8 protein-coding genes are annotated in these 12,264 nt (G+C 57.6%); 3 read left to right on the forward strand and 5 right to left on the reverse strand.

Annotated features, from left to right (window positions below; translation table 11 throughout):
* Nucleotides 1-6 precede the first annotated feature (6 nt).
* From fhuC to hrpB, 5 genes are all read right to left on the reverse strand, one after another.
* Nucleotides 7-798, reverse strand: coding sequence for a Fe3+-hydroxamate ABC transporter ATP-binding protein FhuC (fhuC, locus tag ACZ3HG_RS16745; RefSeq protein ID WP_191934097.1), 792 nt, complete (start codon nt 796-798; stop codon nt 7-9).
* 48 nt (nt 799-846) lie between these two features.
* Nucleotides 847-3,057, reverse strand: coding sequence for a ferrichrome porin FhuA (gene fhuA / locus ACZ3HG_RS16750; protein ID WP_465333477.1), 2,211 nt, complete (start codon nt 3,055-3,057; stop codon nt 847-849).
* A 234-nt stretch (nt 3,058-3,291) separates the two neighbouring features.
* Nucleotides 3,292-4,020 carry an acid phosphatase gene (locus ACZ3HG_RS16755; protein WP_465333479.1) on the reverse strand — a complete coding sequence of 243 codons (729 nt, stop codon included), beginning with the start codon at nt 4,018-4,020 and terminating at the stop codon, nt 3,292-3,294.
* 224 nt (nt 4,021-4,244) lie between these two features.
* Nucleotides 4,245-6,785: a bifunctional glycosyl transferase/transpeptidase gene (gene mrcB / locus ACZ3HG_RS16760; RefSeq protein ID WP_191934100.1), complete on the reverse strand. Its 2,541-nt coding sequence runs from the start codon at nt 6,783-6,785 to the stop codon at nt 4,245-4,247.
* Nucleotides 6,786-7,084: 299 nt separating this feature from the next.
* Nucleotides 7,085-9,535 carry an ATP-dependent helicase HrpB gene (hrpB, locus tag ACZ3HG_RS16765; protein ID WP_191934101.1) on the reverse strand — a complete coding sequence of 817 codons (2,451 nt, stop codon included), beginning with the start codon at nt 9,533-9,535 and terminating at the stop codon, nt 7,085-7,087.
* A gap of 263 nt (nt 9,536-9,798) precedes the next feature.
* On the opposite strand from hrpB, the gene sfsA reads away from it, so the two are divergent.
* The 3 genes from sfsA to gluQRS all read left to right on the forward strand — a co-directional run bounded on the left by sfsA (nt 9,799) and on the right by gluQRS (nt 12,242).
* Nucleotides 9,799-10,503: a DNA/RNA nuclease SfsA gene (gene sfsA, locus ACZ3HG_RS16770; RefSeq protein WP_191936173.1), complete on the forward strand. Its 705-nt coding sequence runs from the start codon at nt 9,799-9,801 to the stop codon at nt 10,501-10,503.
* Nucleotides 10,504-10,811: 308 nt separating this feature from the next.
* On the forward strand, nt 10,812-11,267 hold the full coding sequence (gene dksA / locus ACZ3HG_RS16775) for an RNA polymerase-binding protein DksA (RefSeq protein WP_191934103.1): 456 nt from the start codon (nt 10,812-10,814) through the stop codon (nt 11,265-11,267).
* Nucleotides 11,268-11,336: 69 nt separating this feature from the next.
* Complete coding sequence (gene gluQRS / locus ACZ3HG_RS16780; RefSeq protein ID WP_465333482.1) at nt 11,337-12,242, forward strand: tRNA glutamyl-Q(34) synthetase GluQRS; 906 nt, start codon at nt 11,337-11,339, stop codon at nt 12,240-12,242.
* Nucleotides 12,243-12,264: the final 22 nt, after the last annotated feature.

Genomic DNA, 12,264 nt, shown 5'->3' on the forward strand with positions numbered 1-12,264 from the left:
CCATATTTAATAAACAAAACTCACCGGCGCGCCACCCTGCGGGTGCGGCAAAATCCCCATCGGAATACCATAAATCTGTTCCAGCACGCTCCCGGTCATGATCGCCTCCGGCCCTCCCTGGGCAATCATTTCGCCGCCGCGCAGCGCGACCAGATGGTCGCAGTAGCGCGCCGCCATATTGATATCGTGCAGCACCGCAATCACCGTCAGGCCGCGTTCACGGCTCAGACGCTGGATCAGCGCCAGCACGTCTACCTGATGGGCGATATCCAGCGCGGAGGTGGGTTCATCAAGCAGCAGGCAGCGGCTGTTTTGTGCCACCAGCATGGCGATCCACGCACGCTGACGTTCTCCCCCGGACAGGCTATCCACCAGACGTTGTGCAAAAGGTTTCAGCCCGACCAGGGCGATAGCCTCTTCGACCCGTTCCCGATCGTCCACGCCGAAACGGCCCAGCGCCCCGTGCCAGGGATAGCGCCCCACCGCCACCAGCTCACGTACCGTCATGCCTTCCGCCGCAGGCAGCTGTTGGGGCAGATAGGCGACTTCCCGCGCAAACGCCTTGCTCTGCCAGCTGGCCACGGGCCGATCGTTGAGTAAGACCTGCCCTGCCGATGCCGCATGATGGCGACCCAGCATTTTCAGCAGGGTCGATTTTCCGGAACCATTATGGCCGATCAGGCCACAGACTTTCCCGGCGGGGAAAGCCAGCGACAGCGGCTGTAACAGGGTACGGCCTGGCACGCTAAAGCTGACACGGTCCAGGGTGAAGGTCGTTTCGGTGGAGTGCTGTTGCATGGTGATCTTCTGATTGGCGGGCGCGGCGGACCGCGCCCGGTTAGACATTTAGAAACGGAAGGTCGCCGTACCGACAATCTGGCGCTCCGCGCCCCAATAGCAGGCATGCTCACGGTAGCAGCTGGCAACATAATTACGGTCAAACAGGTTATTCACATTGATGCCGATGGAAGAACCTGGCAGGCCGAACCGCCCCAGATCATATTTCACTGCGGCATCAACCAGCGTATAGCCTGCGACGTCAAAGTTTTGGTCCTGCTTGTCGCCGTTGCTGTCCTGATGGCGATACAACCCCTTGCTTTCACCCACATAGCGCAGCCCGCTCCCCAGCGTCAGGCCGGAGAGTGCCGTCTCATTGAAGGTGTAATCACCCCACAGGGACGCCATATGCTTAGGCACCTGCACCGGCGTTTTGCCGCGCAGATAGTTGTCTTCGGTGTATTCCGCATCGGTATAGCTGTAGGACGCCGTGATGTTAATGTTGGCATTCACCGCAGCTTTAGCTTCAAACTCGAATCCACGTGAGCGAATTTCCCCGCCCTGCACGCTGAACAGCGGTGCCGCCGGGTCACCCATCAGGTTATTGTTTTTGGTCAACTGGTAAATCGCCCCGGTCAGCACGATCGGGCGATCTTTCGGCACATATTTCACGCCGGCTTCATACTGTTTGGCGCGCGAGGGCGTAAAGGTCTCTCCACCCAGAGTGGTGCCGCTGTTAGGTATAAACGACTCACTGTAGCTGAAATAAGGGGCGATACCGTTATCGAATACATAGTTCACCCCACCGCGCCAGGTAAAGGCCTGATCGTGGGTTTTATTCTCACTGGCGTTGCGATCGAATGCTGACATGGTCAGATAGTCATAGCGCCCGCCCAGGGTTAACACCCAGCGGTCCCACTCCATCTGATCCTGCGCGTAAAGACCGGTCTGTTCCTGTTTGTTCAGGTACTGATACGGGTTATACAACACGGTTGGCTGATCGTTGCCGTACACCGGAGTCAAGGCATCCAGCGGCGCGGCTGCGCCAAAAATAGCATCGATATCGTTGCGTGAACGCTGATAATCCACACCCATCAGCAGCGTGTGATCCACCTGCCCCGTAGCAAACGTAGCCTGCGCCTGAGTATCGACGGCGAACTGATTCAGCTTTTCCTGAGAATGCGCATAGCCACGATCGATGGTGTTATTGACGGTATTCAGGCCGTTGCCATAAATGCTCAGGTAGTTGGTGCGCATCTGGGCGTAACGCAGGTTCTGACGCACGGTCCAGGTATCATTAAAGGCATGGTCAAAACTGTAGCCGACCATTTTGGTGTTTCGCGAAATCTTGTTGCTGTCTTCGCCTTCATCAAAGTCCGTTGGCAGCTTGTGCTGATTGCCGTTGGCGTCGGTAATCGGTACGACCGTGCCTTCACGCGGCAACCACCCGTAATAGCCGGTTTCCGGTTCATTCTGGAAGTAGCTGAGGAAGGTAAAGTTCGTGTTCTCATCGGGCTGCCAGCTGAAAGAGGGAGCAATGGTATAACGCTTCTCTTTATTCATCTGCTGCTGCGCATCGGCACTGCGGGCCAGGCCTGTCAGGCGATAAGAGAATTCGTCGTTATCATCCAGGGCACCACCAAAGTCAAATCCCGTGGAAAACAGGTTGTCGGTGCCCATCTGGAACTGAACTTCACGTAAAGATTCTGTGGTCGGGCGCTTACTCACCATGGACACGATGCCGCCGGGATTACTTTTCCCATACAGCACGGATGTCGGGCCGCGCATCAGTTCAACGCGCTCCAGGAAATAGGGGTCAACGGCAAACTCTGAGTAATTGTCACCCTGTAGTTTCAGCCCATTGAGATACTGATTGGTATTTGTCTCACTAAAACCGCGGATGGATAAGGCATCAATCACGTTCGACGCACCGCGGTTACCCACCATCACCCCGGTGGTATAACCCAGCGCTTCCTTTACCGATAAAGGCTGATGCGTCTGCATTTCCTGACTGGTAATGACTGACACTGACTGCGGATTTTTCTCGATCGGCGTGTCGGTCTTGGTGCCAGTGGCGCTGTGTTTTGCCGCAATCGTCGGGGACGGGCCCCAGGCACTTTCCTGCGGTTCGCTGCCGGCGGTGGCCGTCACATTGAGGGTCTGTTCGGCGGCAGCAAAGGCGGTACCGCTGGTAAGAGACAGGGCGACAAACACCGCCAGCTGTCGTTTTGCTGTTTTCGCGTGGTTAAAATCAGTGGATAAATCGCGCAGATTGGCCATTTAGCATTTCTCTGAAAAAAGATTGTTGAATGTGAAACGAAACGATAATTATTATTATAACGGCCGGATAATATGCGAAACAAAGCCTGCTCTGCAAGGAAAAATGCCCCGCACAACTGGCTACACAACCCGCACGGGCATTGGCCTGGTCGCTAAAATATGCGTAATTTTTGACTGCCGGGAAACGTCATTTCCCGGCAAAAAAGAGGATGGATTTTGGTCTGGCAGAAAAAATTAGCGATTAAGCTCCTGTTTTACTTCTTTTAATGCCGTCATAAAGGCAGGCAGGGTTTGCAGGCGTGCAAACTCTACGGCTCCGACGTAGCGTCCCGCATTGACATCACTCTGCCAGTGCGCACCACAGATGACCCGGCTCTGACCAAACTCCCAGGCTCGCTTTGCCAGTTCCTGTGCTCGTTCCGGCTTCGCCTCTGCCAGCACCAGTCCCAGCAGTGTTCCGTAGCTGGTGTGGCCGGAGGGGTATGAGCCGTTTTTACGCAGCACCGCCTCGTCACCGGGCTGGCAGGTATGGTGACCGAAAACGACAAAAGGTCGTGTGCGCATATAATATTCTTTCGCGCCGTCAGGCGCGTAGGTCCCCCCCATCAGCAGCAGGTTCTTTAGCATTGTCCAGGTGGCGGGAGTCTGCGCCTCACTCAGCGTGATGCCCAGCGCGGGGGAAAAGGTTTTGGCGATACTGGCCGCATCCAGCCGCGCATCCTCCGTTGCCTGCTGCCATCGCGGCGTTCCTTTCATCGCATATCCCGCCTGGTAGGCCGCTTTATCAAGCGCAAAGGCGGGATCATTTTTGGCCGGCGGCGGCGGCAGATAATACTGGCTGTTTACCGCACCGGCGGCAGAATGAAACGGTGTGAACCCGTCGACAGTTTTGGCCTGAGCCGGGGTGTTAGCCAGCAGTACGCCACCGAACAGGAGGCTGGAGAACAGAATGGTGTGTTTCATTTTTAAGATCCTTTTAAATTAATCAGCGCCCTTATCCTTGCTGAGAGCCGCCGGTAAAAAAGAGAGCCGGATCTTATTTTATGGTGCCATCTGGAATTTTATGGAAATTTAGCATGTAAAATCAAAAGCTTTAACGCGTGAACTTTAACTGTAATAGTTAATAAATCCCCATGATTCAGACGAAAAAAAAGCCGGTTTCCCGGCTTTTTCATTCAGCACTGCCCTTACTGGCCGAACATGTCCTTGATCCAACCGGCCACACCGTCAGCATCCTTCTGCTCATTTTGCTGGCCTGGCTGTCCCTGCTGAGTCTGCGGATTTTGCTGATTCTGCTGCTGCAACATCTGCTGCTGCTGCTGAACCTGCTGTTGCTGCTGCTGGCATAGCGCATTCGCATCGGTGGTCCAGACCGGCAGACTGCGCCAGCTGCTGCTGGCGCTGCCGCAAACAAAGTTACCAGCTGAGTCCACGTTCATTGGCGAGATATCTTCCGGCGGCGTGAGCATCAGCGGCATCGGGGCCTGATTCTCCAGATAGCGGCGATAGAGCTGCATCGCACCGCTGGCACCGTACAGCTTGGTAGGCTGGTTGTTATCACGACCAATCCAGGTGATCGCCACCTCTTTGCCATCAATACCGGCAAACCAGCTGTCCACCAGGTTGTTAGTGGTCCCGGTTTTACCCGCCAGGTGCGCTTTCGGGAACTTCGCGCCCAGAGCACGGGCGGTGCCGTGGTCGGCGACCTGCTGCATGGTATACAGCGTCAGATAAGCTGCCTGCGCCGGAACCGCACGCTCGGCCTGTGGGAAGCTCTGATACAGCACGCTGCCGTCTTCGGCAATCACGGAACGCAGTGCCGACAGTGGCGCACGGCTGCCGCCGCTGGCAATGGTCTGGAACGCCTGAGCCACTTCGACCGGGGTCAGGTTCAGCGCACCCAGCAACATTGCCGGTACCGGGTGAAGCTGATCTTTCGGCACGCCCAGCTTAGTCCAGGTATCGACTACCTGCGGCAGACCCAGCGTCATGCCCAGATTGACTGTCGGTACATTCATCGAGTTAGTCAGTGCATCAACCAGCATCACCTGACCGCTGAAGCGGTGGTCATCGTTCTGCGGCTTCCACACCTGTCCATTCGGCTGCTTCAGCGCGATCGGGTTATCCGCAATCCAGGTATTAAGACGGTAGGTATCCGGCTGACTGAGCGCCGTCAGATAGGTCGCCGGTTTGGCCAGCGAGCCAATGGAACGACGCGCCTGCAGCGCGCGGTTGTAACCGGCGAACTGCGGATCGGCACCGCCCACCATCGCGCGGACTTCGCCGCTGAAGCGGTCGACCACCACCATCGCGGTTTCAAGATCGTTCACGCCGCGCTGTTTACGCAGCGCCGGGATGCCCTCTTCTACTGACTTCTCCGCGGCATCCTGTGACACCGAATCCAGCGTGGTGAAGATTTTCACCCCGGAGAGATCCTTCACTTTGTCACCGAGCTTCGCCTGCAGCTCGTTACGCACCATCTGCATAAACGCCGGCTGCGGAGTAATCACGCCCCCTTTTGGCTGCACGCCCAGCGGACGGGCACTCAGCATATCGTAGAGCTCCTGGTCGATGACCTTTTGCTGCTGCAGCAGGCGCAGCACCAGGTTACGACGCTCCAGCGACAGCTTAGGATTACGCCACGGGTTGTACAGGGACGCGCCTTTCACCATCCCCACCAGCAGGGCCTGCTGATCGAGGCTCAGTTCGTCTACCGGACGACCAAAGTAGTAAAGGCTGGCCAGCGGGAAGCCGCGGATCTGATCGTTACCGGCCTGGCCGAGGTACACCTCATTCAGGTACAGCTCCAGAATGCGATCTTTGCTGTAACGCGCATCCATAATCAGCGCCATATAGGCTTCATTAGCCTTACGCCACAGAGAACGCTCGTTGGTCAGGAACAGGTTCTTCACCAGCTGCTGCGTCAGCGTACTGCCACCCTGCACAGCGCGTCCGGCGGTGATGTTGGCGAGGAAGGCACGGCCAATCGAATAGAGGCTGATACCGTCGTGCTGATAGAAATGACGATCTTCCGTCGCCACCAGGGTATCCACCAGCAGGTCAGGGAACCCGGCGCGTGGTACAAACAGCCGCTGTTCACCGTTAGGTGACTGCAGCATGGTGATCAGGCGGGGGTCGAGGCGGAAGAAGCCGAAGCTGCGTCCGTTATCGAGATTTTTAATGTCCGTCAGCTCATCGCCGCTGAAGGTCAGGCGGGCGCGGATCTGCCCCTCTTTGCTGTCGGGGAAATCAAACGGGCGGCGGATCATCTCAATACTGTTGGCCTGCACGGTAAATTCGCCAGGACGCGTCATACGCGTCACTTCGCGATACTGTGTGCCTTCCAGCAGGGCAATCATCTCTTTTTTATTGTAAGACATGCCGGGCTCAAGGCTGACCATACGGCCGTAGACCGTCGCCGGAAGCTGCCAGACTTTGCCATCAATACGGCTGCGGATCTGCGAATCAAGATAGAAACCATAAATGGCCATCACTACCGCGAAGATCAGGAAAAGCTTAAATAAAAAGCCTAACCAGCCTCTTTTCTTGCGCGCAGCGCGTCCTTTTCCTTTACGTGGCATCGGGGTTACCTCTTCTTCATCCAGATCATCATCCTGATCGTCATAGTCATCGTACTCTTCTTCCTTACGGCGACCACGCCCCGCTTTATTACGCGCAGGCTGGGGCTGTTTTCCTTTTCGCCCGATAGGTTCGCGATCGTCAGACATGTCTTTTATTTCTCCAGGGGCAGGCGTCGGCCAGGCCGACTACTCTCGTTGCACGACGGCAATTGCGGAACCAGAACCTTCTGAAAGCCTCTGGCCGACACGCAGGGGTTGTCGGAAGATGACGCACCGTCATCGCACTGACACCACACTCCCCCTGCTAAAGCGCGACAGAATACCATTTATTACCGGCAGGCTTAACCTTGATTTTTTTATCGCCCGCCGGTCAGCGCAGAAAAAAACACGCCATTTCAGCGGGATAAATATTATCGCTGTTTAAATTGTTACGATTAAAAGTGCTGTCACTTCCCGTTCCCTGGGGAAGAAAATCTTTTCACCCGGCTGGTGGGCAGGGTATTGGCGGGATCGTCCGGCCAGAGGTGTTTGGGATAGCGCCCTTTCATCTCTTTCTGGACTTCCCGATAGGCCCCCGACCAGAAGGCTGCGAGGTCGCGAGTGATCTGCAGCGGACGGTGTGCCGGGGATAACAGCTCCAGCACCAGCGGCACACGCCCATTAGCCACGCTGGGGTTTTTCGCCTCGCCGTACATCTCCTGCAGGCGTACCGCCAGCGCCGGGGGCTTGTCGCGATCGTACTGAATCGGCAGGCGGCTGCCGGTGGGCACCACGTAATGGGTGGGTAGCAGATTGTCCAGCTGCTGGCGCTGCGCCCAGGTCAGCCGCTGTGACAGGGCACTGGTGATATCAAGCTGACGCAACCCTTTGCCATCCCGCACGCCATTCATGGCGGGCAGCAGCCACTGTTCCAGCGTTGCCAGCAGCGCACTCTCCTGCATATCCGGCCATTCCCCTTCCGCCAGCCACTGCGCGGCACAGTGCAGCCGTACCCGAAGCTGCTCTGCCTGCGGCGTCCAGTTCAGCACCGACAACCCCTTACTGCGCACCCAGCGCAGCATGGCGGCGTGCAGTTCATCTTCGGCAGGTTTTGCCAGCGGCTGCGATTTCAGTACCAGCTGGCCAATCTGCTCCCGCCGCCAGGCGCGCAGCGTGCCTTTCTCATCATCCCATTCAACTTCCGTTTGCTGCTGGACCAGACCGGGCCGCTGGCTGACCAGCCGATCGATATCCAGTGGCAGCGCCTGTAAAATACGTGCGTCGGGCTGACCACTCCCCTGCAGAAGCGCCGGGGCGATCAGCCACTCATAGCGGGTTAAGCCATCCTCACGATCCAGCGAGGCTCCGCTCCCGTTGGCTAACTGATAGCGTCCGTCCACCCCGCGCCGCCGGGCGATACGGTCGGGAAATGCCGCCGCCAGCAGCGGAGCAATCAGATCCTCATCCGGCTGTCCGCCGCTGATGTTCAGCCGCTGTTGCAGCTGACGGGCGCGACGCTGCCACTGCGGCAGACGCCGCTGGAAGCTGTCGCGCAGGTCGGCACTGCCGCGTACCGGATCCTCCAGCATCGCCACCAGCGCCGCCGCCGTTGCCACCGCACCGGCATCACTGCCCGCAGCCATCAGCAGAGCGCCAAAGCGCGGCTCACTGCCCAGCGTGGCCATTTTACGCCCTCCGGCCGTCAGTCTGCCGGTATCGTCGGTAGCCCCCAGCTGAAACAGCAGCTGTCGCGCTGCCGCGATCCCCGCGGCGGGCGGCGCATCCAGCCACTGCAGCTGACCCGCCTCCTGGCAGCCCCACTGCAGCAGATCGAGCCACAGGGAGGCAAGATCGCTGTGGAGGATCTCCGGATCGCTGTGCGCGGCGGCGCGTTCAGCCTGATCCTTTGCCAGCAGATGAACACAGATGCCGGGTTCAAGACGTCCGGCGCGTCCGGCACGCTGGGTCATTGATGCCTGGCTGACGCGCTGGGTTTGCAGGCAGGTCACTCCGCTGCGCACATCAAACTGTGCGCTGCGCTCCTGGGCGCTGTCCACCACCAGGCGGATTCCCTCAATTGTCAGGCTGGTTTCGGCAATATTCGTCGCCAGCACCACTTTACGCCGCCCGGCGGGCGCAGGCAGGATCGCCCGGCGCTGTTCGGCCAGCGTCAGCGCACCGTACAGCGGGCAGAGGTCAACATCGCCGTCCACCCTTTCCGCGAGCTGCGTCTGTACGCGCTGGATTTCCGCCACGCCGGGCAGGAACAGCAGCATTGAACCCGACTCTTCACGCAAAAGCTGACTGGCCTGGCGGGCAACCGCCTCCTCAAAACGCAGGTGGCTTGCCAGCGGCTGATAACGACGCTCTACCGGGAAGGAGCGTCCCTCCGAACTGATTAAGGGGGCCTGCGGCAGCCAGTCCCGCAGCCGTGAGTTATCCAGGGTCGCAGACATAATCAGCACTTTCAGGTCATCACGCAGACCGCCCTGAACGTCGAGCAGCAGCGCCAACGCCAAATCCCCCTGCAGGCTGCGCTCATGGAACTCATCAAGGATCACCAGCGATACGCCGTCCAGCATCGGATCCTGCTGCAACATTCGCGTGAGAATCCCTTCGGTCACCACCTCCAGCCGGGTGTGTTGACCGCAGCGGCTTTCACCGCGCATGCGATAACCTACGGTTGCACCAGGTTCCTCACCTAACAGCTCGGCCAGCCGCTGTGCCACGTTGCGCGCGGCCAGCCTGCGGGGTTCAAGCAGCAGGATCCGCCCGTTAAATCCCGCCTGCTGCAGGATCTGTAACGGCAGCCAGGTAGACTTCCCCGCCCCGGTGGGGGCCGCCAGCAGCACCTGCGATGAGGTCCTCAATGCCGCTAACAGCTCGGATAACACGGCACTGACCGGTAATAAACTCACGTTTTCGCTCCATTACAGCATGGTCTAATTTTCGCGGGCATTGTAGCATCCTCCGGGGCGGATTGACCGGGGGGACGCCAGCGCTGTTTTACCGCCGTACGTTTTCCGTCATCTGCCTGTCATATCAGTGCGCAACGCTACGCAGCCTGTACTGCTGAGGCCGCGTAATTTTTTCGGGTCACTGTCCGTCAGCGTGTTGTGTGGATGTCGCCACGACTCGCCAGCAGGAGATAACGGGCAGGAAATGACGATAAGGAATTCCTATGGAATTTAATCCCGGGCTGCAGTCAGCAACGCTGGTTAAACGCTATAAGCGCTTTCTGGCAGATATTGTGACGCCGGAAGGCGAAACCCTGACTATCCACTGTGCGAATACCGGCGCGATGACCGGTTGCGCCACGCCGGGTGACACCCTGTGGTATTCAACATCGGCCAGTCTGACGCGGAAATATCCGCACAGCTGGGAGCTGACCAGAACCCAGGAGGGGCACTGGATCTGCGTCAACACCCTGCGCGCTAACGCCCTGGTGCGCGAAGCACTTACCGCCGCGACGATCCCGGAGTTAACCGGATACGATACGCTGTTACCGGAAGTAAAATACGGTAGTGAAAACAGCCGCATTGACTTCCTGTTACAGGCAGATAATCGCAGTAACTGCTATATTGAAGTCAAATCCGTGACGCTGTTACAGCAGGGTAAAGGGTATTTTCCGGATGCGGTGACCGAGCGAGGCCAGAAGCATTTGCGCGAACTGATACAGATTGCGCAATCTGGCCATCGGGCGGTACTGTTCTTCGCCGTTCTGCATTCGGGGATTGAGGACGTTTCCCCGGCGCGTCATATTGATGCACGCTACGCGGAACTACTGGTACAGGCACAGCAGAGTGGGGTTGAACTACTCTGCTATAAGGCGCAGTTATCACCCGAAGGGATCCATCTGTACAGGCCCCTGAAGGTGGAGTTGTAAAATGTAGCGCGATTTGCTTTTATACGGCCACTCAGCGGGCATTAAGTGACTGAGTCAATACAGGAAACTGATGCTGCTGCGCTGCCGGATGGACGGAGATGGCGCGCGCTAAATACGCTTTTCCTCACAGGCTTGTCAAGCCATGTTCAGGAATAATTGCTAACCTTGACCGCTTCTGTTATTTATAGCGGCCTGTTTTTTTCCCCAACGTGGGATCGATGCCCGAATATGTCGGGTTGCAGGGTAGCTGCCAACGCCCTGCAGCTTAAAGATGAAGGGTGTAGTGCGTGTTATCCAGGAGAAACAACATGCAAGAAGGGCAAAGCCGTAAAACATCGTCCCTGAGTATTCTCGCCATCGCTGGGGTGGAGCCGTACCAAGAGAAGCCAGGCGAAGAGTATATGAACGAAGCCCAGCTGGAGCACTTCAAGAAAATTCTTGAAGCCTGGCGCAACCAGCTTCGGGATGAAGTGGATCGCACTGTGTCGCATATGCAAGATGAAGCCGCTAACTTCCCGGACCCCGCTGACCGCGCCACTCAGGAAGAAGAGTTTAGTCTTGAACTGCGTAACCGTGACCGTGAGCGCAAGCTGATCAAAAAGATCGAGAAGACGCTGAAGAAAGTGCTCGATGACGATTTTGGCTACTGTGAATCCTGTGGCGTTGAAATCGGTATTCGTCGCCTTGAAGCGCGTCCTACTGCTGATCTTTGTATTGACTGCAAAACGCTGGCGGAAATCCGCGAAAAACAAATGGCCGGTTAACGGCGCATTGATTGTGCAGTGGAGCCGGAAACGGCTCCCGTTTCCGCTTCACTGCCGATCATTTCTCTTATGTCATCATATATTGGGCGCTTCGCCCCTTCCCCGTCCGGCGACCTGCATTTCGGTTCTTTAATAGCGGCTTTAGGCAGTTACCTTCAGGCTCGTGCTGAAAAAGGTCTCTGGCGCGTGCGCATTGAAGACATTGATCCCCCTCGTGAAGTCCCCGGTGCCGCCACACGTATTCTGCATCAGCTGGAACATTACGGCCTGAAATGGGACGGCCAGGTGCTGTGGCAGTCTCAGCGCCACGAGGCCTATCGCGCGGTGCTTGATGACCTGCAGCAGCAGGGCCTCAGCTACTACTGTACCTGCACCCGCAGCCGCATTCAGCAGGCGGGGGGGCACTATGACGGTCACTGCCGCACCCTGGGTCACGGCCCGGAGCGGGCGGCTTTGCGGCTTAAAGTCGATCATCCGGTGACGGCGTTTGAGGATGGTGTGCGCGGCATGGTCAAGGCTGACCCACATCTGGCCCATGAAGATTTTATTATCCATCGCCGCGATGGGCTGTTTGCTTATAACCTGGCAGTGGTGGTTGACGATCATTTTCAGGGGATCACCGAGATCGTACGCGGTGCAGACCTTATCGAACCCACCGTGCGTCAGATGACGCTGTACCATCAGCTTGGCTGGGATGTCCCCCGACATCTGCATCTGCCGCTGGTGCTTAATCACGACGGCAACAAGCTGTCCAAACAGAATCATGCTCCCGCTCTTCCCGGCGGCGATCCTCGTCCCCCGCTGGTGGAGGCGCTGCGTTTTCTCGGTCAGCGGGTACCGGCAGGCTGGCAGGATCTGACCACGGACATGCTGTTACAGCAGGCGATTGCTCACTGGGCGTGCGCAAATATTCCAATTAATGATGCAAGGCTGGCGCATACGGCGACTTCGGCATTCTCAAACGGTTCACTCTGAGCTATGATTAGCCGCTGTTTTT

The sequence above is a fragment of the Erwinia sp. PME.40.26/001 genome (assembly GCF_055556675.1).

What these genes read in the sequence shown, in the direction of transcription:
- mrcB (WP_191934100.1), bottom strand. Translation starts at nt 6,785, where the DNA reads ATGTCTGACGATCGCGAACCTATCGGGCGAAAAGGAAAACAGCCCCAG.
- fhuA (WP_465333477.1), bottom strand. Translation starts at nt 3,057, where the DNA reads ATGGCCAATCTGCGCGATTTATCCACTGATTTTAACCACGCGAAAACA.
- sfsA (WP_191936173.1), top strand. Translation starts at nt 9,799, where the DNA reads ATGGAATTTAATCCCGGGCTGCAGTCAGCAACGCTGGTTAAACGCTAT.
- gluQRS (WP_465333482.1), top strand. Translation starts at nt 11,337, where the DNA reads ATGTCATCATATATTGGGCGCTTCGCCCCTTCCCCGTCCGGCGACCTG.
- ACZ3HG_RS16755 (WP_465333479.1), bottom strand. Translation starts at nt 4,020, where the DNA reads ATGAAACACACCATTCTGTTCTCCAGCCTCCTGTTCGGTGGCGTACTG.
- fhuC (WP_191934097.1), bottom strand. Translation starts at nt 798, where the DNA reads ATGCAACAGCACTCCACCGAAACGACCTTCACCCTGGACCGTGTCAGC.
- dksA (WP_191934103.1), top strand. Translation starts at nt 10,812, where the DNA reads ATGCAAGAAGGGCAAAGCCGTAAAACATCGTCCCTGAGTATTCTCGCC.